Origin of the sequence: Shewanella sp. HL-SH5, assembly GCF_051163755.1 — a bacterium.
GTDB classification, from domain to species: domain Bacteria; phylum Pseudomonadota; class Gammaproteobacteria; order Enterobacterales; family Shewanellaceae; genus Shewanella; species Shewanella glacialimarina.
Genome location: NZ_CP195038.1, coordinates 2,064,451 through 2,087,443, shown reverse-complemented (window position 1 = coordinate 2,087,443; position 22,993 = coordinate 2,064,451). Strand labels below are relative to the sequence as shown.

Annotated in this window: 19 protein-coding genes; 12 read left to right on the top strand and 7 right to left on the bottom strand. The window is 39.3% G+C overall.

Translation table 11 applies throughout. The annotated features are described in order from the left end of the window. Window positions 1–67: 67 nt before the first annotated feature. Genes ACRWQM_RS09125 through cmoA form a run of 7 tightly spaced genes read right to left on the bottom strand, consistent with a single transcriptional unit; the run spans window position 68 to window position 7,924 of the window. Window positions 68–1,198, bottom strand: coding sequence for a DUF3541 domain-containing protein (locus ACRWQM_RS09125; protein WP_434931941.1), 1,131 nt, complete (start codon window positions 1,196–1,198; stop codon window positions 68–70). Then, window positions 1,176–2,969, bottom strand: a complete 1,794-nt coding sequence (locus ACRWQM_RS09120; RefSeq protein ID WP_434931940.1) for a hypothetical protein — start codon at window positions 2,967–2,969, stop codon at window positions 1,176–1,178. Before ACRWQM_RS09120 ends, ACRWQM_RS09125 begins: the two co-directional genes overlap by 23 nt. Beyond that, a complete protein-coding gene (locus ACRWQM_RS09115) occupies window positions 2,932–3,888 on the bottom strand; it encodes an alpha-L-glutamate ligase-like protein (protein WP_434926083.1) in 957 nt (318 codons plus the stop codon). The genes ACRWQM_RS09120 and ACRWQM_RS09115 overlap by 38 nt, the downstream gene beginning before the upstream one ends. Beyond that, a complete protein-coding gene (locus ACRWQM_RS09110) occupies window positions 3,888–5,393 on the bottom strand; it encodes an inactive transglutaminase family protein (RefSeq protein ID WP_434926084.1) in 1,506 nt (501 codons plus the stop codon). The genes ACRWQM_RS09115 and ACRWQM_RS09110 overlap by 1 nt, the downstream gene beginning before the upstream one ends. Before the next feature lie 8 nt (window positions 5,394–5,401). Next, window positions 5,402–6,178 (bottom strand): ATP-dependent zinc protease family protein, encoded by a 777-nt coding sequence (locus tag ACRWQM_RS09105; protein ID WP_434931939.1) that lies wholly within the window; start codon window positions 6,176–6,178, stop codon window positions 5,402–5,404. Window positions 6,179–6,203: 25 nt separating this feature from the next. After that, a complete protein-coding gene (gene cmoB, locus ACRWQM_RS09100; RefSeq protein ID WP_434932014.1) occupies window positions 6,204–7,196 on the bottom strand; it encodes a tRNA 5-methoxyuridine(34)/uridine 5-oxyacetic acid(34) synthase CmoB in 993 nt (330 codons plus the stop codon). Next, window positions 7,193–7,924: a carboxy-S-adenosyl-L-methionine synthase CmoA gene (gene cmoA / locus ACRWQM_RS09095; RefSeq protein WP_434931938.1), complete on the bottom strand. Its 732-nt coding sequence runs from the start codon at window positions 7,922–7,924 to the stop codon at window positions 7,193–7,195. The genes cmoB and cmoA overlap by 4 nt, the downstream gene beginning before the upstream one ends. A 303-nt stretch (window positions 7,925–8,227) precedes the next feature. On the opposite strand from cmoA, the gene ACRWQM_RS09090 reads away from it, so the two are divergent. From ACRWQM_RS09090 to ACRWQM_RS09035, 12 genes are all read left to right on the top strand, one after another. Continuing rightward, entirely contained in the window at window positions 8,228–11,050 is a 2,823-nt protein-coding gene (locus ACRWQM_RS09090) for a transporter substrate-binding domain-containing protein (protein WP_434931937.1), read from the top strand. Window positions 11,051–11,449: 399 nt separating this feature from the next. Next, a complete protein-coding gene (gene aspS, locus ACRWQM_RS09085) occupies window positions 11,450–13,228 on the top strand; it encodes an aspartate--tRNA ligase (protein WP_434931936.1) in 1,779 nt (592 codons plus the stop codon). Between the two features lie 153 nt (window positions 13,229–13,381). Continuing rightward, window positions 13,382–14,128: a YebC/PmpR family DNA-binding transcriptional regulator gene (locus tag ACRWQM_RS09080; RefSeq protein WP_434931935.1), complete on the top strand. Its 747-nt coding sequence runs from the start codon at window positions 13,382–13,384 to the stop codon at window positions 14,126–14,128. Between the two features lie 8 nt (window positions 14,129–14,136). Then, window positions 14,137–14,658 carry a crossover junction endodeoxyribonuclease RuvC gene (gene ruvC, locus ACRWQM_RS09075; protein ID WP_434931934.1) on the top strand — a complete coding sequence of 174 codons (522 nt, stop codon included), beginning with the start codon at window positions 14,137–14,139 and terminating at the stop codon, window positions 14,656–14,658. Next, entirely contained in the window at window positions 14,655–15,272 is a 618-nt protein-coding gene (ruvA, locus tag ACRWQM_RS09070) for a Holliday junction branch migration protein RuvA (RefSeq protein ID WP_434926092.1), read from the top strand. The genes ruvC and ruvA overlap by 4 nt, the downstream gene beginning before the upstream one ends. Before the next feature lie 20 nt (window positions 15,273–15,292). Next, window positions 15,293–16,297, top strand: coding sequence for a Holliday junction branch migration DNA helicase RuvB (ruvB, locus tag ACRWQM_RS09065; protein WP_434926093.1), 1,005 nt, complete (start codon window positions 15,293–15,295; stop codon window positions 16,295–16,297). Window positions 16,298–17,142: 845 nt separating this feature from the next. Further along, the gene (locus ACRWQM_RS09060) at window positions 17,143–18,309 is read left to right on the top strand and encodes a methyl-accepting chemotaxis protein (protein ID WP_434931933.1); all 1,167 of its coding nucleotides are present in this window, start codon (window positions 17,143–17,145) and stop codon (window positions 18,307–18,309) included. 56 nt (window positions 18,310–18,365) lie between these two features. Then, the gene (locus ACRWQM_RS09055) at window positions 18,366–18,728 is read left to right on the top strand and encodes a response regulator (protein ID WP_434931932.1); all 363 of its coding nucleotides are present in this window, start codon (window positions 18,366–18,368) and stop codon (window positions 18,726–18,728) included. 41 nt (window positions 18,729–18,769) lie between these two features. Next, entirely contained in the window at window positions 18,770–19,084 is a 315-nt protein-coding gene (locus ACRWQM_RS09050) for an STAS domain-containing protein (RefSeq protein ID WP_434931931.1), read from the top strand. 42 nt (window positions 19,085–19,126) lie between these two features. Then, entirely contained in the window at window positions 19,127–19,567 is a 441-nt protein-coding gene (locus ACRWQM_RS09045; RefSeq protein WP_434931930.1) for an Hpt domain-containing protein, read from the top strand. A gap of 98 nt (window positions 19,568–19,665) precedes the next feature. Beyond that, on the top strand, window positions 19,666–21,327 hold the full coding sequence (locus tag ACRWQM_RS09040) for a chemotaxis protein CheW (RefSeq protein WP_434931929.1): 1,662 nt from the start codon (window positions 19,666–19,668) through the stop codon (window positions 21,325–21,327). A gap of 43 nt (window positions 21,328–21,370) precedes the next feature. Next, window positions 21,371–22,987, top strand: coding sequence for a methyl-accepting chemotaxis protein (locus ACRWQM_RS09035; protein WP_434931928.1), 1,617 nt, complete (start codon window positions 21,371–21,373; stop codon window positions 22,985–22,987). The last annotated feature ends 6 nt before the right edge of the window (window positions 22,988–22,993 follow it).

The window sequence follows — 22,993 nt, the reverse complement described above, 5'->3', positions numbered from 1 at the left end:
AACCCAATGCATGCATTGGGTTTTTTGTATTTAAGACTTGGCAATTATATTGATATTATTAATGTGATTACTGCTTGCTGCCGAGTGTATTTTGATCAGATTTTACATTAACTAAACGAGGAAGATTCTTCTTCGTACTCGGGATATTGTTCAGATATGGGCCAGGGTGAAGCGTTTCTGGCCAATTTAATAGCATCATGGCAAGTACATTTCTGTGTTCGCCAGAGGATAAGTCTGATCTACCCTTGGGTGATGGTATCATTTGAGTTTCTGGATTATATGCCGCAATGATGTGCTTTTTAACTTTTTGAGTGACGTTGTGATTGCTATGCCCCGTTATTAGGAAACTAATTCCCACTTCTGTAATGATATCTTCTGTAGTGTCGGCGATAATTTTATCTAGGTTTTTTTCAAAATAATCTAAGATCCATTGAAACTCTTTCGGTTCAACTTCATTTTGATAATATCCGCTGGCAGCAAAAATAAAATGGGTCATGCCATAAATCTTATTTTTGTACTGTGCCTTTGAAAGTGTCGCATCTTTACTATCAGGATAAGTATTAATAAACGCCGTTTTGTAGGCCTGGTAATAATCGCCTACACCGATTTGCTTAGCCCAATATACATAGTTAATCAGTTGCGCAGCCCATGACTCAATCATCTTATTGTCGGTAAAGGAGGCTGTAAAATCATGCGCCTTTAAGGTGCTGAATAGCAAATCATGGCAAGGACCCGTAAAACCAAACTCATCTATACGGCTTGAAAAACGCAATAAGTCAGTAAATAACATGAATTTTGGATAAGGAGCAATAGCTTCTTTACGTGCTAAACCTCTCGCTTTATGACCTAACAGACTCGCTGCCAATGCTGACTCATCATCAATGAAGTGCGGTTTATTGAGATTACAGGCAAAATAAGCTTGTGATTCAGCTATGGTGAGTAAATCAATTAACGCACCATTAGCGTACTTGGGATCACCTGTCATGCGGAATTGACGAATAGCGTAATGGCCTTGAACTCTTGGAGGTAAAGTATAAAGATTAGTTTCGAGATTGGTTTTGATTTGCTGGTAAACTTGTTCATCGGTTAAGTTATGAGTCTGTTTTAGGTATGATTCTTTAGCAAATAAACTACTGCTTAATAGTACAGCGGATAATACAAAAAACGAGAGTGTTTTACTCTTGCTTAGTGCCAACATAATTGATTCTCCATAATAGATGTTCAAAATCCATTGGCTGTTTAAATACGGCAGACAATTGATCATAAAGACTTTGATGATGTTCATTCACAACGATGACATCAAATATAGCCTTGGCTTGGCTGCTGGAAAGTGATTCATTGTAGATTAACTGCGCCAGTGTTTGTTGCCACAGCAGAAGATAATAACTAATCCCTTGATTAGCAATAGCAAGATAACTAAATATTGCATCAGAAGCCGATAAATAGGGCACACCAAAGCTGTCTTCAAAGGATTGAGACAACATTCGGTTCAAAATTGGTTGGTATAACTCAAACTTAGATAGGTCATGTTGTTGGTAAAAGAGTAGCGCAACTTTGGAGCGAAAGACCAGTTGTTGTTTCTTAAATGAATTAATGAGTTTGGCCCTAGGGTGTGGTTCATGATCTAGTTTTAAATTTGATGTTAACCATGTTGCTAACCAATAAGTACCTAACTGCTGATTTAGTGGCGAAATATTCTGTTGATTAACATAGTAAAACTGACTTCCCTTTGCTAACTGATTGACGATATCGCTTAGGGCAAATATTAGGTCATCATACTGTTTTACTTTAGTTAATTCAAAAGGCACGTTTAAAGCATATTGGCCTAATTGTTGTCCTATTACAGACTGCTTTATAGTGAAATAGTCAACGTTTACTGCTTGGGCTGCTTCGCCTGTATTGATATCCAGAAAAATTTCACCTAATAATCTTTTTTTATGCCAAACGCGATAAATATCGGTGGTATTTGCACTTGTTGAAAGTCGTTCGAAATTTAAACTAAATAGGGATAGCTGCTCAAATACCGTGTCAATGAAATGCGCAGTAGTTTGAATCTCGGTTGCAATTTTGGGCTGTTTTTTTAATGCATGTGGTAAATCCCAAGGCGCAACTTGAATGTTTTCTGTTTGACTGTTTAAAAATTGAGATAATTGTTCAACAGTTAACCCACTGTTTTTTAATTGAAAGTCAGCAGAGTCAGCAAATCCATTTTCTTTTGCCTGTTTAGTTTTAATTTTATGAATAACAAGTAAATTTGTCTGATTAACCTCTTTCGCTCGTCCTTGATAAGCTAACCAAGCTTGTTGTCTGCATGATGATTTCGGTTGTAATAACAGGTAACGAGCAACATTCTGTGCAGTAGTCGAGATATTATTAATAGATTTTTTTGTTGATTCAGAGGCTGTCTCAAGTGCACATTCTGCGTTTGCCTCGAATAGATATTGCTGTCTTAGGTTGTATTCTATGCTTGTTTGTAAACCATGTAGCATAGATTTAACGTCAACATTGAGCTTGGCATTTTTTAATTGTTGAATACTGGTTAGATACCAATAATAAGGCTGTTGATGTGGCGATAATTTGAAGCTGGCTTTGTCAGCTTGTAATAATTGTGGATCAATTTGATTAAGTAACCATGAGAGTTCATCGGCTAAATGAACTTGGCACATCAGCAGATTCTGCTGATATTCTGTTTGTTGGGTCAAGCGGCGATAGTAATTATTTCGATCATTTAAATTATTCAGCGACAGAAGCGACGATTCAAATGCAACTAATTCATTTAACGATACTGATCGCGTTAGGGGAGGATAAGGTGTTGTGCTTGATAATTGCCAGGCATTAGGAATTGCAACCTGACTTTCGGCATCAAATTGTAAACATTGATCTACAAACAGGCTTAAAGGATTGGCCACGGCGAGTGCCGTGGCCAATAAATTAAAACTTAGGCTGATCGCAAAAATGCTTTTTCGCATATTCTACACGTTGGTCAACTGACATTGTCGCGCCTTTTAAAGACTCTACGTGTTTAAGGCGGGGGAGAATGCCTTTACCATTTGCTATTTGAATGGTTAAACCTGGACGAGCATTAAGCTCTAACAGCAAGGGGCCACGATTTTTATCTAATACCATGTCGGTCCCAAGGTAGCCCATTTCACACATTTCATAGGCTCTAGAAGCTGTATGAAGTAGCGTTTCCCAATGCGGCACTTGAATGTCGGATAAAGGGAAGTGAGTATCAGGATGTTTATCTACCGGCACGTCAAATTGAACCGCGTGTAAACTTTTGCCAGTGGCAATATCTAATCCAATACCCACAGCACCTTGGTGCAAGTTAGCTTTACCGTCAGAAGCTGCAGTTGAACAACGCAGCATACCCATGACAGGGAACCCTTTAAACACGATTAATCGTATATCAGGCACACCTTCGTAACTGACACCGTTGAATACGGGATCAAATACAATTAAGCCTTCCACAATGGCAACATCGGGTCTGCCACCCAGTGAAAATAAACCGCTTAATGTATTTGAAACATGACGATATATTTCGTTAGGGGTTACTTCATCGCCATTAGCCTTGTAATAACGGCCATTGTCAACTCTAGTAATCACCAGGATCCCTTTACCGCCAGACCCTTTAGCGGGTTTGATAACAAAACCACTTCTATCAATTACCATCGCAGGTATCAGTTCAATATCATGTTGTTCTTGAACAACACCAATTAAATCGGGTACAGCAATGCCATTTGCTAATGCAAGCTGCTTGGTAATTAACTTATCGTCCACACGTTTGTAGTGCTTACGTGGATTGTATCTACCTATATAACCGATGTTTCGCTTGTTCATGTTCAGCACGCCTGCGCGGCTTAATTCCCAAGGCCAGGCATACTTCATTACTTCTCTCCCACTAAGGGTTTAAAGCGCTTTAACTCGGTTAAACGGTAGCCAGTGTATTGTCCCATTACAAGCACTAAACCTAAGATAACCAAATGTATACCTAGGAAGTTAAACACCCAGTGTTGTACTAATTCACTGCTCATAGCGAGGTAAGCTATGGTTGCAACAAACAAACTGCCACCACCTGAAATGAACACTTTTTTAGGGCCTTCTTCTTCCCACAAAATTGACATACGCTCGATTGTCCACGCTAAAATGATCATTGGGAAAAAGGTCACAGTTAACCCTTCACTTAAACCTAATTTAAATGAGATTAAGGTGAACAGGCCGATGATGAAGATCACCACAATAATCACCGCGGATATTCGGGATATCAACAATAAATTTAAGGTTGAGAGGTAGGAGCGGATCATTAATCCGAATGCGACAATCAATAAGAAACCAATTAAACCCGTTAGTAGGGTGGTTTGAATAAAGGCCATCGCAATTAATACTGGCATAAAAGTACCAGATGTTTTAATACCGACAATCACGCGAAGGAAAACAACCACCATCACACCGATAGGGATCAATAATATACCTTTAAATAAACTTTGCTCCTCAAGTGGAAGTTGGTACAAAGAAAAATCTAATGCGTCATCAGTCATCATCATATCAATCGATGTGGCTAATGCGGAGCGCGTATCTTGTAACATTGAGAAGCTAACTTGTGAGCTACGACCGCCCATAACTTCTAAAACAGAGCCACCAGCATATTCCCATAATACAAGATTACCGTCTCTGCCTTGCTTGTTGTTAACAACATCAAACAAGTGCCATAAGCCATCTTGATAAACTTGCACATAAGTCGTTAATGTTTGACGACGACGTTGATCTTCTAATACTAAGCCACTGACATTTCGTGCTGGAACGCCTTTAGTGTGTAGCATTTGTAAGAATAATTTGGTCGAAGTGTTAGTCGATAGCAATAACGACATATTTTGACTTTGATTTTTATCGTGGATCAAATCCAACAATTGCTTTGCAAAAGATAAATTGGTCGCACTGCGAAGCCAAACTTCTTCTACAATTTGTTCTGCAGCGGCCTTTTCTGTTGCAGGCCATAGATAAACTTCAGTGTCAGTGGGTTCTTGTTCAGATTTGATTTCTAATTTGCCTGTTGGCACTAGTGTGACACGGTAAAATAAAGACTGTGGTCCAGATGCTTCTCTAATCGACCAAATCGCTTTGCGATTTTGCTCTTCAGTAATAGTTAAACCGTAACCTGGTGAGGTTGTGTTTTCGACTAGAATGTCAAACGCGGGATCATTAGGTAATGAAAATTGCACTTCTGCAGGCTGGTTACGGCCACTAAAGCTGACTTTTGCATCAATTGCCCAACTTTGAACCTGTTCACCCGGCAAAAATGGCACATTATGCTCAATACCACGATAGATGCTGGCACCAATACCGACAAAAAACAGTAAAAATACAAATATATAAAACGGTTTACGAGAGTGCATTTTGTCGCCTATTTAATAAGTGTGGTCACTTGGTTTTTATCTTTACCGTGAATGTAGATTTGACCTACATCAACGATGGCAATATCTTTCATAAACTTACGGCCAAGAAGTAGTGGGTAATCTAAATGGCTTCTGTCAGTTAAATTTAAATCCGTTTCAGCTGAATATTGACCAATTTTTAGATGCGCATGAATAACAGGGCGGCGGTCATCATCACTAGTAGCATCTTGTTTGATGCGGACAAAGCGTTCAACTTTTGACTCGAAAGTATTTCCTGCTTTGTCTGGGCCATTAGTCATTACATCATATCTCACCCATTCTTCGCCATTCCGTTCAAAAAGGACAATGTTTCGAGCATCTAATGAAGATGACTCAGCTCCGGTATCGATACGGGTAGCGAATGTTGTTTTAACTTCATCCATATAAACACTTTCTGCTTCACCTAGTAAGAATTTCTCACCAATGAGAGATTCAGGACATTGTGACGGCACTGCTACAGGTCTAGGTGCTGGAGCAACTACAGGCGCAACTGCGAGCTTTTGCGACTGTGCCATTGCTTCGCTAACTTGTGTCTTTAACTTACGTAACTCTATTGATAATCCAGTAATGTCGTCAGATTGTTTGCTGCATTGATCATTAAAAGCGGTAATAATTTGTGCTTGGGATGTTTGCAGCGTGCTGTTTAAATCAGCATTTGAGATTGATGGAGCATGGGAATGCTGGGTTGCTGTACAACCTGAAACAATCAATACTGCAATAGTTAGTGCAAGTGCCTGCTTAAACATGTCAATTCCTGTTGGATATTATGAGTTAAATTAAATCTAAATTGGGTTGGTTTTTAGTGGCAATGATTATGGCTCTTTTCGGTGCAGGGTAGCCTTCAACCGTTAAGCTCACATCATTTGGATCAAGATAATCAACAAGTGATTCATTTTTCATCCAAGTTGTACTGCGTTGTTCTGCCAATGAAGTGATGTCGACGTCAACACATCTTACATTAGTAAACTCACACTTTTCTAGCCACAGAATTAATGCCGCCACTGATGGTAAAAACCACACATTATTCATTTTTCCATATCTGTCCTTTGGGACAAGTACAGCATTTTCATCACCATCTATTACTAATGTTTCTATAACGAGCTCACCTCCCATTCTTAATTGATCACGTAACTGCATAATGTGATCTATCGGTGAGCGACGATGATAAAGTACGCCCATGGAAAATACCGTATCAAAAGCATCTAGAGGTGGAAGTTCTTCAATACCTAATGGTAACAAATAAATAGGATGCTGATTTCCAGCTAGTCTTTTTACAGCCTCAAATTGGCATAAGAATAACGGAGAAGGGTCTATCCCCACAACGCATTTTGCGCCATCACCAAACATTCTCCACATATGGTAGCCACTTCCGCAACCAACATCTAATACTGTTCGGTTCTTTAATGGCGATATATGGGGCTTAACTCTATCCCATTTCCAATCACTTCGCCATTCTGTATCAATTTCAATGCCATGGATAGAGAAGGGACCCTTTCGCCAGGGTTGAAATAAGCCGAGTAAATTAGACAGTTTTTCTGTCTGGCCATCTGTAAGCTGTTTGCCACTCCCAATGGTCACATTTGATGTAAACTCAACTAGATCTGGTGTTGGATAGTTCAGTTTATTGAGCACTTTTTCCCATTTAGGTAAGTTGCCATGTTTGTGTTCACGCTGCCAATTACCCAAAATAGACGGTAGCGTTTCTAACCAATGTTGCAAATTAGAATCTGCAATTTCTTTATAAAATGCGCCAAAGCTTATCATTTTATCGCCACCATCGATGCAAAATTGAAACATTGAAACCACACATTAAAGTGTTGAAAGCCACATTTTTCGAAGCGATGTTGATGATGATTAAGTGTATCTGGACGCATCACATTTTCAAGTGCACTTCTTTTTTGACTTATTTCTAACTCACTGTAGCCATTTGCACGTTTAAAATCTAAATGATGTTTATCAAGTAACACTTGTATGGTGTGATCATCAAAACGTAACTTTTCTGAAATAACTAGAATACCACCAGGTAGCATACCCTGATATATTTTGTTAATTAACATGTCACGATCGGCTATTGGCAAAAATTGTAGGGTAAAATTTAACACCACCATAGAAGCATTTTTAAATTCTATGTCCCGGATGTCACCACAAACCAGTTCCACATCCGTATCACTGACGTAGGCTAGAAGGTTTTCACTACAACGTTCTATCATCGACTGACTGTTATCAACGGCCACAATTTTACATTGACGTTGTTCAATTTGACGCCTAATACTTAATGTTGCAGCTCCAAGCGAGCAGCCAAGGTCGTAAACAGTAGAGTTTTTAGTGACATAAGTGCTTGCAAAGTCACCAATAGTATTAATGATTTGACCATAACCGGGAACAGATCGACGTATCATGTCGTTAAACACGCCAGCGACTTTTTGATCAAATACAAAATCAGCAACTTTATTAGTAGCTGAGGCATAAATATTATCTAATTCTGAGTGCATGTGATAACAGGTTTTAAAATTCTAAGCACATTTTAGCTAATCATAGTGATGACCAGCAAGTGCTGGTTAAAAATATATTAAATTTATTATCTTGTGTGTGATGGCTTATTTGCAGTTTTATGTAAAAACCTTGCTCAAATGGCCGTTAACAAAACAATATTTATTAGAATTGTGAAGCAATCTGCGGTAAATTACGTTCTTAGGATTGTTCAATTTTTGTTAACTATTAGTGGAATATCTTCAACAAGCATTGCTTTAAAACCGTTAATAGTGATTAGTATATCTAGTAGATAGGGATGACACTTGAAATTAATCGTCGGATTACTCTTTTGTTTGGTAATCAGTACTGCCAATATAGTTTTTGCAAGCTCACAAGATACCGCTCTTGCAGGGGGGACATTGAAAATTGTTATGGGAGAGGATACTTATCCATTTCAATACATAGACGAAAATCAGCATGCTGCAGGTATATTAGTTGATCTTTGGCGTGAGTGGGCACTTGTTACAGATACTAAAGTTGAATTCCTCATACAAAATTGGCAACAATCTTTGGACCAGCTACAGTCGGATGATGCCGATATACATATCGGCATGGCACCTAATGCTTTTAGGCAAACCTTGTTTGATTTCTCCAATCCAATTACATCGTTGCAAACCTATTTATTTATTCATAAATCGATTGGCAAAAAGCATCAGTTAACTGATTTAATACCTTATCAAATAGGAATTGTTGACGGTTCATCCCATGAACAAACACTTCTAGCCGTTAATCCCAACTTTAATTTCCGCAAATATAGTAGTAGAGATGCATTACTTGTTGGAGCTATGAATGGCGAGGTGTTGGTCTTTGCTGGAATTGAAGGCTATCAACGTGATATGGCATTGGAGCAAAATATTGCTAATGACTATTATAGTTCTTCAAGGATCCCGATAGCGAAGGTTGATCTCGTTGCAGCAGTTAAAAAAGGTAATATCCCATTATTAGCTAAAATTAATCAAGGATTTGAAAAAGTTGATGTTGAACAGATTAAACGAATTGAGCGGCGTTGGTTAGGTTACAATCGACAAAATGCCGGACTACTTATTGCCATGCAAAGCAATGTAGAACCCTTTGTTGATATCGGTAATGACGGATTACCCCACGGGTTATTTGTTGATTTATGGAAGCTCTGGTCAAGCAAAAGTGGCATTAGTATTGATTTTGTTGTTGGCGATATGAACAGCTCTATTGCAGATATTAAGCGTGGTTTTGCTGATGTTCATATTGGGTATCCTGAAAGCAATGAAATGAACACTGGTCTCAAACAAGCTTGGCATATCACGTCAGTGAAGAGCCGTTTTTTCAGTTTAAAAAAGAACATAGCTGATTTAAATACACTTAAAAATATTCGAATCGGCGTGTTTCCTACCGCGCCTTATATTTCTGAAATCCACAATTTATACCCAAATGCACAATTACGTTTTTATGAATCGACAGAGTTGATGGTTGACGCTGCGCTTAAAGGTGACATTATTGGTTTTATAGCCTCTTCTGCCACCACGTCTCATTATTTACTCGGCAGCAAGCTTTGGGCTGATTTTACTCAATATATTAATATTGAGTTCTCAACTGATATTTATAGCTTGATCCGCCCGGAAGACAGTGGCTTAGAGGAGAGAATCCGCGCTGGATTTGAATTAATTTCTCCCGAAGAACGCCTGCAAATAGAACGAAAATGGCTTATTAATCCTGATGATCGATATTTTTCAGGGCAGCATCAAAACATTGTCTTATCCAGTCAAGATAAAACATACTTATCGAGTCTGGGCGCGATCAAAATGGGTTACGTCAAAGATTGGCGTCCGATGGAGTTTCAAGGTAAAAATGGCGAGTTTTTAGGGGTTAACTCTGATATTAAGTCTTTATTTGTTAATCACTTGGGTGTGTCAGTTATCCCTGTTGCATTTGAAACCTTTGATAAAATGATGCAGCAACTGCGCAGTGGTGAGATTCAATTAGTGGCCAGTTTGGCCTCTAACAGTGAGCGTGATAATACCATTTTATTTAGTGATCCCTATTGGCCTTCACCTTGGGCTGTGGCCAGTGATTTAACTCAACCGCCAATTTTTAATATCAATCAATTAGACAATAAAACGATTGCTGTTGTCGAAGGCTATCAGTTAATTGATCAATTAAATCAACAACTCCCCAAGTTGAAATTAGTATTAGTCCCTGATACACGTGCAGGCCTAAATGCTGTGGTGAGTGGGACTGCGGACATGTTTGTTGAAAAAGTAACCTCATTGGCTGATTCACTTAAAAATGGCGATTACCCTAGTTTAAAACTGTCTCTACTTGCGGATTTAGCCGATCAACAGAGTAGGATTGGTATATTTTCGGGCCTTGAGGAGCTGGTGCCACTTATTAATCGGGTGATTGGTACAATTGATAAAGCAGCTCAACAACAACTTTATCAAAAGTGGAACGATGTTAAATTAAATACCGACGATCTGTTTTACCAGCGTTGGATGAATTCTCTTATTATCGGGCTTTTGGTAGTAAGTGCGATAACTGTAATGGTTTTAGTGGTCAATCGTCGATTAAAATTAGAGATTCACCGTCGCGAACATGCCGAAGAGAAATTAGTGTTTTTGGCAAATCATGACAGTGTGACGGGATTAGCTAATCGTACATTAATCGATAAACTGATAATTATCGCAATTGAGACCCATCAAAAAACTCACTCAAAGTTTGCAATATTGTTTATTGATTTGGATGGCTTCAAAATTGTTAACGATGTTCATGGCCATGCCATAGGTGATCTTCTCTTAGCACAAGTTGCTGAGGTATTTAAATCGCTTGTCAAAGATACTGACTCTGTTGCTCGTTTCGGTGGGGATGAATTTATTATTTTAATCAATCAATTAGAAAAAGTTGATGATGCAAAAAAACTGGCCAGTTCGTTACTTAATAGCTTGTCTCAAATTGATAACATTGAAGGTAAATCAATTCAAATATCCGCCAGTATTGGTATTGCAATGTACCCACATGATGGCGTAACAGCAGAGGAATTAATGAAGCATTCTGATTTTTTGATGTACCAAGCTAAAAGAGTGGGTGGTCATCAATATCGAACAAATCATTAAAGTAGAGCATCCCAGTATGTGGCTAATATCGCAGTCGTTTATATTGGAATCTGCAATATACCGAGACATATTGTTTTCAAGCCGACATAGAGTGTCGTTTTTTTATTCAGTTGATGACAAATAATCACTTCTACTCTGGTCAATTAACTCATTCTCCTTGATACTGCCTTTTATATTCTGATAACGGCATATAGCCTGATTATTCTTAATGAAGCCCGCTATTTTAGCTATTTAATTTATAAAAGCTAACGCCGCGAAATATAGGCTCAATTAGGATTAATAAATTATGCTTGAGACGAGCATCTTAGGTTTGTTTGGGTATATAATGCCGTTTTTATCATTTTTGATATGCGAACGTTTGCTTTGCTAAAATCGCTTTTATTTAAAGGATAGAGTTCAATGCGTAGCCATTATTGTGGAGACATTAATAAGTCTCATTTAGGTCAAGAAGTTACCTTAGTAGGTTGGGTTAATCGTAGCCGTGATTTAGGCGGAGTGGTTTTCTTAGATTTACGTGATCGTGAAGGGTTAGTTCAAGTTGTTTACGATCCTGACTTAAAAGACGTATTTGATATCGCCAGTACCTTGCGCGGTGAATTTTGTGTCCAAGTAACTGGCTTAGTCCGTGCTCGTCCAGACAGCCAAGTTAATGCGCAAATGAAAACAGGTGAAATTGAAATCTTAGGTAAAGGCTTAACGATTATCAATGCATCTGCGCCATTACCTCTTAGCATGGATAATTATCAAAATAATAGTGAAGAACAACGTTTAAAATATCGCTATCTTGATTTACGTCGTCCTGAAATGGCTGAACGGATCGTATTCCGCGCCAAAGTCACCAGTTATGTGCGTAACTTTCTCGACACCAATGGCTTTTTAGACATTGAAACGCCAATATTGACCAAGGCAACGCCAGAAGGTGCACGAGATTATTTAGTCCCAAGTCGTACGTATAAAGGTCAATTTTTTGCATTACCACAGTCACCACAGCTATTTAAACAGTTATTGATGATGTCAGGTTTTGACCGTTATTATCAAATCGTGAAATGTTTCCGTGATGAAGATTTACGTGCTGATCGTCAACCTGAATTTACTCAAATTGATATCGAAACATCTTTCATGACATCAGAGCAAGTGATGGAAAAAACTGAGCAAATGATGCGCGGTTTATTTCAAGACTTATTAAATGTTGATTTAGGTGATTTTCCAAGAATGACGTATGCAGATGCAATGCGCCGTTTTGGGTCAGATAAGCCAGATTTACGAAATCCTCTTGAATTAGTCGATATTGCCGATTTAGTTAAAAACGTTGAGTTTGCAGTCTTTAACGGTCCAGCAAATGATATAGAAGGTCGTGTTACAGCGCTTCGCATTCCTACTGGTGCTTCGTTATCACGTAAACAAATCGATGATTACACCAAATTCGCCGGTATTTATGGTGCCAAAGGGTTAGCTTGGATGAAGCTAAATGATGTAGATGCTGGTATGGACGGTATTCAATCACCCGTGCTTAAATTCTTAAATGAAGACATCGTTAAGAAAATCATTGACCGTACAGGCGCTCAAACTGGTGACATCATTTTATTCGGTGCAGATAAAGCAAATGTTGTGGCAGAAGCCTTGGGTGCACTTCGCTTAAAAGCGGGTGAAGACTTTAACTTATTACAAGGGCAATGGCGTCCATTATGGGTTGTTGACTTCCCAATGTTTGAAAAGGTTGAAGGCGGCTTACACGCAGTGCATCATCCATTTACCGCGCCACGCGGTGTGAACGCAGAGCAATTAAAGCTTGATCCTGCTAACACAGTATCCGATGCATACGATATGGTATTAAACGGTTGTGAGTTAGGCGGCGGTTCAGTGCGTATTCATAATGCTGAAATGCAAAGTACCGTGTTTGATCTATTAGGTATCGAGAAAGAAGAGGCTAAGGAAAAATTTGGTTTCTTACTTGAAGCATTACGATATGGTACGCCTCCTCATGCAGGTTTAGCGTTTGGTTTAGATCGAATTATTATGCTAATGACTGGTGCAAGTTCTATTCGTGATGTGATGGCGTTTCCTAAAACAACCACTGCGGCGTGTCCGTTGACTAATGCCCCTGGTTTTGCTAATCCACAGCAATTAATCGAATTAGGTATTCAAGTGATTGAGAAGCCTAAAGCTGACGCAGAGTAATTTACTGTTTAGCTAAGTTTTACCTACATTCCGAGGCTTATGCCTCGGTCTGTGTTTATGGCACTCTATTTTTGGTGGCCAACAGGCTTTCACCAAGCAGTAAATGATTATTTTAAAAGCGGTAGCGTTACAAATAAATACAAAGGAGTTTTCATGGCAGGACATAGTAAATGGGCCAATATTAAACACCGTAAAGCGGCACAAGATGCTAAACGCGGCAAGTTATTTACTAAGTTTATTCGAGAGTTGACCGTCGCGTCGCGTGAAGGAGGATCAGACCCTGACGCGAATCCACGACTCAGAGCTGCCATTGATAAAGCCTTATCAAATAATATGACCCGTGACACTGTTGAGCGCGCGGTAAAACGAGGCGCCGGTGAAATCGAAGGCCAGCAACTAGAAACGATTATCTATGAAGGTTATGGTCCTGGTGGCAGTGCCATTATGGTCGAAACCATGACAGATAATAGAAATCGAACCGTATCAGGTGTTCGCAATGCTTTTAGTAAAAACGGTGGGAATTTGGGCACAGATGGTTCAGTTGCTTACTTATTTACCAAACTGGGTGTTATTTCGTATCCAGAAGGCTTAGACGAAGATAGTGTGATGGATGCAGCGATAGAATCAGGTGCTAACGATGTTATTGTCAATGATGATGGATCTATTGATGTACATACCTCACCCAATGCTTTTGGCAAAGTCAAAGATGCATTAGATAAAGCTAAATTTATCAGTAACAATGCAGAGGTCACTATGGTGCCATCAACCAAAGCCGAACTTGACCTTGAAAATGCCGAACAATTTTTAAGATTAATCGATACATTAGAAGATCATGATGATGTACAAGAAGTGTATCATAATGCTGATATAAGTAATGATGTGATGGAACAATTAGGCTAACTCAATTAATGGCAATTATTTTAGGTGTTGACCCAGGCTCACGGATCACCGGTTATGGTGTAATAAAATGTGTGGGTAGACAACAGCAGTATTTAGGCAGTGGTTGTATTCGTACACAATCTGATGAACTTCCCCTTAGGTTACAGCAGATTTATGCTGGATTATCTGAAATTATTAGACAATATCAACCCGATGAATTTGCCATTGAACGTGTATTTATGGCGAAAAATGCAGACTCAGCACTAAAGCTAGGCCAGGCACGCGGTGCCGCTATTGTGGCTGCAACATGTGCAGACTTACCCGTTGCAGAATACAGTGCAACACAAATAAAAAGTGCAGTGGTAGGCACAGGCAGAGCGCAAAAAACGCAAGTGCAGCATATGATTACTCAATTATTGAAATTACCCGCAGCGCCGCAAGCTGATGCGGCAGATGCTCTGGCTGTGGCGATATGTCATTATCACACAAGCCAAAGCTTAGTGGCATTAAGCGGCCGTGCAAATACAAGAACATATGGAAGATACAAATGATTGGTCGTTTGAATGGAATTTTAGTTGAAAAACATGCCCCTGAAATCGTCATCGATGTTAATGGCGTAGGTTATGAGCTTCAAGTACCGCTAACCAGTTTTTATGAGTTACCTGAACTTAATCAACCCGCGATGGTGTATACCCATTTTGTGGTGCGTGAAGATGCGCAATTATTATACGGTTTTATTACTAAACAAGAACGCGCGTTATTTCGTTTGTTAATCAAAACCAATGGTGTTGGCCCTAAATTGGCACTCACCATTTTATCGGGTATGAATGCGGGTGAGTTTGTTGCTTGCGTTGAGCGGGATGATATTGCCACTTTAGTTAAATTACCCGGTGTCGGTAAGAAAACCGCAGAACGCTTGATTGTTGAAATGCGGGATAAGCTAAGATCTTTACTTGAAGCATCGGTAGGATCAGAGCGCGAATTTGTGCTGCAATCAAATTATTCCCCAGTTCCTGCTGCTGAAAGTGCTGAAGAAGATGCTATTTCAGCTTTAATATCATTAGGTTATAAGCCAGCTCAAGCCAGCAAAGCTGTTTCAGCTAATTTCAAGCTTGGGATGACATCAGAAGTACTGATAAAAGCGGCACTCAAGTCGATGCTTTAAGGTAAAAGGACAGTAACACCATGATTGAAGCGGATCGATTAATACAGCCTGAAATTCAAATTCACGATGAAGTCGTCGACAGGGCTATGCGGCCTAAGATGCTTGATGAGTATACCGGGCAAGATGATACTCGAGCACAGCTAAAAGTATTTATTCAAGCAGCACTTAATCGAAAAGAAGCGCTTGATCATATGCTTATATTTGGTCCTCCAGGGTTAGGCAAAACCACTTTGGCAATGATTGTTGCTAATGAGATGGGCGTTAATATTAAATCAACCTCTGGGCCTGTTTTAGAAAAAGCGGGCGACTTAGCTGCTTTGTTGACTAATTTAGAAGAGGGCGATGTGCTTTTTATTGATGAAATACATCGTCTGAGCCCGGTAGTTGAAGAAATTTTATATCCAGCCTTAGAAGATTATCAACTCGATATAATGATTGGTGAAGGGCCTGCAGCGCGTTCGATTAAATTAGATTTACCACCCTTTACATTGGTTGGTGCAACAACTAGAGCAGGCGCACTCACATCGCCACTGCGAGCCCGTTTTGGTATTCCATTGCGACTCGAATTTTATAATGTGGCTGATTTAACCACGATTGTGACTCGCTCAGCTAACGTGATGAACTTATCTATTGCCCCTGAAGGCGCGGTTGAAATTGCACGGCGCTCCCGCGGAACACCTCGAATTGCAAACCGTCTATTACGCCGAGTAAGAGATTACGCTGAAGTGAAACATGATGGTGTTGTTACTAAGGAAGTGGCAGAGCAAGCGCTTGATTTGCTTGATGTCGACCTTGAAGGTTTTGATTATTTAGATAGAAAGCTGTTGTTAGCAATTATAGATAAATTTATGGGGGGACCTGTAGGGCTTGATAACCTTGCAGCCGCAATTGGAGAAGATAGAGATACCATTGAAGATGTCCTAGAGCCCTTTCTCATTCAACAAGGTTTTATCCAGCGCACACCTCGAGGTCGTATTGCGACTCAAAGGGCTTATCAGCACTTTAATATAATCAAACCAGAATAGTTGAATTAGCGACTAACTATATAAGGGCACTTCGGTGCCCTTAAATTTATTATAAGATTTCTGGATGTATTAGTTCTGATTTTTATCGTTAATTAATATTTGTTACTTTAATGTTCTTTGATAGTAATTCAAACCACAATTTTTTATTAAATAGCCATCTAAGCCATCTAAATTCTGTAACTAAATTTTTATACTATTCGGTGTGCAGAGAGAAAATAAGACATAATAGTACAGATCCCAATTGTTTATCTTATTGAAGTAAATGATCGGTTATGCCGGTAGAATATTTTTAAATTAAGTGGTATTGACTGTTGAAACCTTAATAAAAAATACTTATTAATTACTAGATACCATTAAATAAAGTAAACCTAAAGTATTACCCCTGTATTTCTAATGAGCTATGTCATTTATACAAGTACAATGTGCCTATTTTAGATTTTTAACCTCCTTTAAAATCAAGTATAGATAATGTAGTTAATCAAAGAGTGTAGTTGCATCTAGGTATTCGAAATCAACTTTCATAGCTAAAGCTAATGCAATCAGTTGGATAGGTTTTTTATATTGTCCTGTTCTCTATTTATGTAGCGCTATTTAGCACAAAGTAATTACTCTAAAGATAGCTCAGTATGACTCATTTTATGGTGATTAAGTTTATTTTTGTGTTTGATTGCAAATAAGAAAATGTCTGATATATTTAATTCCAGACGTTATATAAATTTTATTGAATGATTGGTTTATTAGTGCTTTATAGTTAATGAAAGCAGCCATTTTAATCAAATTAGATATCTTGGAAGGCATCAGATTTTTTCGTCAAAAATATAACCGACAGAGTAACAGGGAGTGTTATGCGTACAGAGGTTCATATCTACCCAATAGTACTTGGCGTTCTTGGTAGCATACTTTTGTTATCATTTTCCCCAGTGTCCCTCGTTACCATCATCAGTGCTTTATTTCTTACTGGGTTAGGTTTGTTGTTTGGCCACTGGACACGTCAAACGTTAAGTTTAATTAACACACAACTTGTTGAACTTAAATCTAAAGTTAATACTCAAATCGAAACGAATAAAATAATCAATAACACAGATAAACTCTGCTTAGCAGTGTTCCCTATCTGGAGTCGACAAATAGAAACAACACGCAAACAAACAGAAACAGCAACTACAGAGTTAGCCAACAATTTTAGCTTGTTAGTTGAAAGTTTAAGCCAAGCTTTTCCGTCCCATTCAAGTTCAAACAGTGAACAAGATAACACGATAGAGAAAACGTTTTCTTTCTCAGAAAAAGCGCTGAATAGTGTTATGGCCTCCTTGCAAGCAACACAACATGATAGAGCAGCAATCTTGGATGAAGTTAGAATGTTAACAACTTACACTGATGAGTTAAAAAAGATGGCTACTGAAGTTGATGCTATTGCAGGACAGACAAATTTATTGGCTTTGAATGCCGCGATTGAAGCGGCTAGAGCGGGTGAAGCGGGCAGAGGCTTTGCCGTAGTAGCCGATGAAGTGAGAAAATTATCGTCATTGTCCAGTGCAACCGGCAGAAATATGACCGAAAAAGTTAATGTCATTAATGGTGCAGTTAATGGCGCATTTGCGGTGGCAGAAAAAGCCACTAAGGATGATGATGGCATCATGGAACGTGCGGAAAAATCAATTAAAGAAGTGCTGGCTAGCTTTACAATTACTGTTGAAGAGTTAGCTGATTCTAAACAGGCCATGCAACAAGAAGGGCAAAAAATACAACAAGAAATATCTGAAATGTTAGTGTCTCTTCAGTTTCAAGACCGAACTAGCCAAATTTTGACACAAGTTAACAACAGTATTGATGAACTGACTGTGACCATGGCTCATGCACATGAAAATAAGCAAATTGGCAAAGAGTTTACTGACAAAGATCTCAGTCATTGGCTTACTAATATGGAAAAGGGTTATGCCATGCTTGATCAAAGAATGAATCATAACTCAGGTAGGCAAAAATTGGATGTCATGGAAGAGATAACCTTCTTTTAATCTTAAAATACTAACTAAACAACGTCGGAAATTATAAAAAACACAGGGAAGAACTAATGGCTAAAACAATTATGATAGTAGATGATTCTGCAAGTTTAAGGCAGGTTGTCAGTATTACCCTTAAAGGGGCGGGCTATAATACAGTGGAAGCCTGCGATGGTGTCGATGCACTAAAAAAACTTGCTGGTGCGCAAATTAACCTAATCATCAGTGATGTTAATATGCCAAACATGGACGGTATTAGCATGGTAAAAGAAGTTAAAAAACTCCCCGCACATAAATTTACTCCCATCATAATGCTTACCACGGAGTCTCAGACAGACAAAAAATCTGAGGGTCAAGCAGCCGGCGCAAGAGCCTGGGTTGTTAAACCTTTTCAGCCACAACAAATGCTCGCTGCTGTAGCTAAGTTAATATAATTATTGCTTTTTATCCTAGTGATTAAATGGATTTAACGACTATGCTGACTTTCACAAAAACAGATTTAGGGGTCCGAGCCTATATCGAAGGCCCAATGACAATTCACAATGCGCTAGACTTAAAAGCTCAATTTATTGACGCCTTAAATACTGGCCAAAATCTTGAGTTAAATCTGGCGGCTGTGACCGAAATCGATGCGGCAGGATTACAACTTTTGATAATGGCAAAGCAACAACAAACCTTAACACAGCATGAGCTTACTTTGGTAAGCCATAGTGCGGCTGCATTAGAAGCTATTGAAATTATGGGATTAATCAGTTGGTTCAATGACCCTGTGGTGATTACTAGACAATAACGTTGTCAGTGTAATTATTAAGAAATTAATAAGGATATTGTCATGGATGAATTCGAACAAGTATTGGGTTTGTATATTTCAGAAAGTAGAGAGTTACTTGACGAAATGGAGTCTCTTTTACTTAATTTAGAACATGAAGAAAACCAGAGTGAAAGTCTTAATGGTATTTTTCGTGCTGCGCATACAATTAAAGGCTCGGCCGGAATTTTCTCGCTCGATGCTGTAGTTCACTTCACACATGGCGTAGAAAGTTTGCTTGATAAAATGCGGGATGGAAAAATTCCCTCTAATTCTGAGTTGACTTCTTTATTGTTAGACTGTAAAGACCACATAAGCTTACTTATAGATAATGTCGAATACAAAACAGCCTTATCAGAGCATGATGAACTTAATGGTAGAGCATTACTTCAAACGCTAGTTATTGTTGTTAAGCAGGGGGGACCGATGGCGCAGAAGAGTCGGCAACTATCAATACTCAGCTGACAACAACTCAAGCAGTTGAAAGGGAGGATAGTCCCCAAGTTAAAAGTGATAATTGGCATATTTCAGTACGTTATCATCCAGATTCATTCCGCTTCGGTATGGACCCTTTAGCTATTTTACGTTATCTGGCTACCCTAGGGGCAATAGAGTCAATTACCACGTTATTTCCCAACTTACCTCCTGCCTCCGAGATGGATCCTGAAACCTGTTATTTAGGTTACGAAATTAACTTTAATAGCCAAGCTGACAAACTTGAAATTGAAGGTGCCTTTGAATTTATTCGCGAAGATAGTCAAGTGCATATATTACCTCCGTGTAGTCGTGTAAGTGATTATATTGCTCTTATAAAGGCACTGCCTGAGCAAGATTTTCAATTAGGCGATATTTTAGTCCAGTCAGGCTCATTAACGCCTAATGAACTTGAATATGCTTTAGGGCTTCAAAAAGATCTCAAAAATCAGTCAATTAATGTTCCGCTAGGATCGATTGTTGTAAATAACGGTTTGACGCCACAACCTGTACTTGAATCAGCAATTGCTAAACAAAATCAGATACGTGACGGGAAAACAAAGGAAATTCAATCGGTAAGAGTCGATGCAGATAAACTTGACCAATTGATAAATTTGGTAGGAGAACTTGTAATAGCGGGTGCAGGCTCTAGTTTGCACGCACATAGTTCCGGTGATCGGATCTTAATTGAATCTTTTTCCATGTTAACTCGTTTGGTAGAAGAAGTACGTGATGCTGCTTTACAGCTTAGGATGGTACAGATTGGTGCCACATTTACGCGTTTTCAACGGGTGGTTCGTGATGTAGCAAAAGAATTAGGCAAAGATATTGAGCTAGTGATAACCGGAGCTGAAACTGAATTAGATAAAACGGTTGTTGAGAAAATTAGCGACCCGTTAATGCACTTAATTAGAAACTCTATGGATCATGGCATTGAAGCACCAGATGTGCGTATTCAAAAACAAAAAGATCCCAAGGGCAGGCTCACTCTTAATGCTTATCATGATTCAGGCATGATAGTCATCGAAGTTTCTGACGATGGTGCTGGTCTTAATTATGAAAAAATTCTCAAGAAAGCTCAAGAAAAGGGTTTAATTCCTGAGGGAGAAAGCCTAGATGTTCAGGAAGTGAATAATCTGATTTTCGAACCGGGTTTTTCCACTGCTGAAGCGGTAACTAATTTGTCAGGCCGTGGTGTAGGCATGGATGTGGTAAAACGCAATATTACCGCGCTAAGGGGAACGGTGGAAGTGCAAAGTATTCTTGGTCAAGGAGCAACATTTAGCATTCGTCTACCGCTGACGCTGGCCATTATTGATGGTTTCCTAGTCGAAATTGAAAAATCATCCTTTGTAATACCGCTCAACATGGTGCTTGAGTGTGTTGAGTTGAATGAAGCTAACTCGGACATTTCCCCTAATTCACAGCAAAGTTATATCAACCTAAGGGGAGAAGTATTGCCCTTTATTAGACTTAGGCGGTTGTTCAATTTAGGCGGGCGTCCACCTAAACGAGAAAATGTTATCGTAATTTCTTACCTTGGCAACAAAGTAGGTTTGGCGGTCGATAAACTGGTGGGGGAGTTTCAAACTGTTATTAAGCCATTAGGTAACATATTTAGTCATATACAAGGAATAAGTGGTTCAACTGTTCTGGGCAGTGGCGAAGTTGCGCTCATCCTTGACGTGCCTAACTTAGTACAAAAGATACTAACAACTGAATCAGCCAAAGCCCTTTACAGCCAAGCTTGATTTCGAATTTCTTAACGAAAGGAATAAATGGATGTTTAATAATATGAAACTAAGTATGCGTCTTGGTCTTACCTTTGCGCTGCTAATCGTCTTAATGTTAGTCATTATCGGGATTGGCTTAAAAGAGCTGTCAACCGTTAATAGTATTACCTATCGGATCGTCACCGATGATTGGCGTAAAACAGTTTTGGCCAATGACTTAATAGATTTGGCGAATAGCAATGCAAAAAGCCGTTTAGAATTATTAATAAATGACGATCCAGGCGATCAAAAATCACTGCATGAAAGACTAGAAAGCAATAAGATTGATATAGACCAAAAAACCGCCGAACTTGATGCAATGATTAAATTGCCCGATGGAAAGGCTAAAATGGCAGCACTTAAAGAGATGAGGGTTAATTTTCAAACAGAGTTTAATCAAATCAATGATCTGATTAACAAGGGGTTAAAAGAAGAGGCCATCAAAGTGATGATCGATGATGCCATGCCTATTCTTAATGCTTATTTAGCAGCAGCTGCAGAATTGGTTAGTTTTCAAGGCTCTGTGCTAGAAGGCTCAGCCGAAGTCTCTCAGCAGAGCTATGAAGATGGTATTTGGGCAATGGGGATTGCTGGGTTACTCGCTTTCGTTGTCGCCATAGTAGGCGCGATTGCAGTGACTAAATCCATTACCCGTCAACTTGGTGGTGAGCCTAGTTACGTTACTCAGGTCGTCAGTTTAATCGCTAATGGAGACTTACAAGTTAAAGTTGACGTTAAAGCAAATGACACCTCAAGTATGCTTTTTGCTGTTAATACAATGGTAACCAAGCTTTCAGAAATCATTACTAGCATTCGCGCATCAGCCGATAATCTCTCTAGTGCCTCTGAACAGGTTTCTGCAACGGCTCAGAGCATGAGTCAAGGGGCGAGTGAGCAAGCGGCAAGTGTGGAAGAAACTTCTGCTTCAATAGAGCAAATGTCCGCATCTATCAGTCAAAATACCGAAAATGCCAAGGTTACTGATGGTATGTCATCTAAGGCGGCTAAAGAAGCTGACGAAGGTGGAATCGCGGTACAGCAAACAGTAACTGCCATGAAATCAATAGCCGATAAAATCAGTATTATCGATGATATAGCCTATCAGACTAATTTATTAGCGCTTAATGCCGCTATTGAGGCTGCTAGGGCCGGTGAGCATGGTAAAGGTTTTGCCGTTGTTGCCGCTGAAGTTCGCAAACTCGCTGAGCGCAGCCAAGTAGCTGCCCAAGAAATTGGCGGCGTGGCGGCAAATAGTGTCGGGTTGGCTGAAAAAGCGGGTAAGCTTCTGGATGAGATTGTACCTTCTATCAAGAAAACAGCGGATCTTGTCCAAGAGATCAGCGCCGCTTCTGAAGAACAATCTTCCGGAGCCGCGCAAATTAACACGGCAATGGAACAGCTCAGTCAAATTACTCAGCAAAGCGCTTCTGCATCTGAAGAGCTTGCCGCCACCGCTGAGGAAATGAGTAGTCAAGCTGAATTACTGCAGGACGTTATTAGCTTCTTTAAGGTTGAAATTTCCCGCTCAACTCAAATGAATAGCAAGAGAACAAATCATCAAGGTCAAGCAGATAAATCAAGAACCAGGACCAAAGATCGTTCTGCTGCCACTAGCGAACATGACTTTGTACGCTTTTAGGAGGTA

Bases quoted from the DNA above. Each gene is read 5' to 3' on its own strand.
- ACRWQM_RS09125 (WP_434931941.1), bottom strand. From the start codon at position 1,198: ATGTTGGCACTAAGCAAGAGTAAAACACTCTCGTTTTTTGTATTATCC.
- ACRWQM_RS09120 (WP_434931940.1), bottom strand. From the start codon at position 2,969: ATGCGAAAAAGCATTTTTGCGATCAGCCTAAGTTTTAATTTATTGGCC.
- ACRWQM_RS09115 (WP_434926083.1), bottom strand. From the start codon at position 3,888: ATGAAGTATGCCTGGCCTTGGGAATTAAGCCGCGCAGGCGTGCTGAAC.
- ACRWQM_RS09110 (WP_434926084.1), bottom strand. From the start codon at position 5,393: ATGCACTCTCGTAAACCGTTTTATATATTTGTATTTTTACTGTTTTTT.
- ACRWQM_RS09105 (WP_434931939.1), bottom strand. From the start codon at position 6,178: ATGTTTAAGCAGGCACTTGCACTAACTATTGCAGTATTGATTGTTTCA.
- cmoB (WP_434932014.1), bottom strand. From the start codon at position 7,196: ATGATAAGCTTTGGCGCATTTTATAAAGAAATTGCAGATTCTAATTTG.
- cmoA (WP_434931938.1), bottom strand. From the start codon at position 7,924: ATGCACTCAGAATTAGATAATATTTATGCCTCAGCTACTAATAAAGTT.
- aspS (WP_434931936.1), top strand. From the start codon at position 11,450: ATGCGTAGCCATTATTGTGGAGACATTAATAAGTCTCATTTAGGTCAA.
- ACRWQM_RS09080 (WP_434931935.1), top strand. From the start codon at position 13,382: ATGGCAGGACATAGTAAATGGGCCAATATTAAACACCGTAAAGCGGCA.
- ruvC (WP_434931934.1), top strand. From the start codon at position 14,137: ATGGCAATTATTTTAGGTGTTGACCCAGGCTCACGGATCACCGGTTAT.
- ruvA (WP_434926092.1), top strand. From the start codon at position 14,655: ATGATTGGTCGTTTGAATGGAATTTTAGTTGAAAAACATGCCCCTGAA.
- ruvB (WP_434926093.1), top strand. From the start codon at position 15,293: ATGATTGAAGCGGATCGATTAATACAGCCTGAAATTCAAATTCACGAT.
- ACRWQM_RS09060 (WP_434931933.1), top strand. From the start codon at position 17,143: ATGCGTACAGAGGTTCATATCTACCCAATAGTACTTGGCGTTCTTGGT.
- ACRWQM_RS09055 (WP_434931932.1), top strand. From the start codon at position 18,366: ATGGCTAAAACAATTATGATAGTAGATGATTCTGCAAGTTTAAGGCAG.
- ACRWQM_RS09050 (WP_434931931.1), top strand. From the start codon at position 18,770: ATGCTGACTTTCACAAAAACAGATTTAGGGGTCCGAGCCTATATCGAA.
- ACRWQM_RS09045 (WP_434931930.1), top strand. From the start codon at position 19,127: ATGGATGAATTCGAACAAGTATTGGGTTTGTATATTTCAGAAAGTAGA.
- ACRWQM_RS09040 (WP_434931929.1), top strand. From the start codon at position 19,666: ATGGACCCTTTAGCTATTTTACGTTATCTGGCTACCCTAGGGGCAATA.
- ACRWQM_RS09035 (WP_434931928.1), top strand. From the start codon at position 21,371: ATGAAACTAAGTATGCGTCTTGGTCTTACCTTTGCGCTGCTAATCGTC.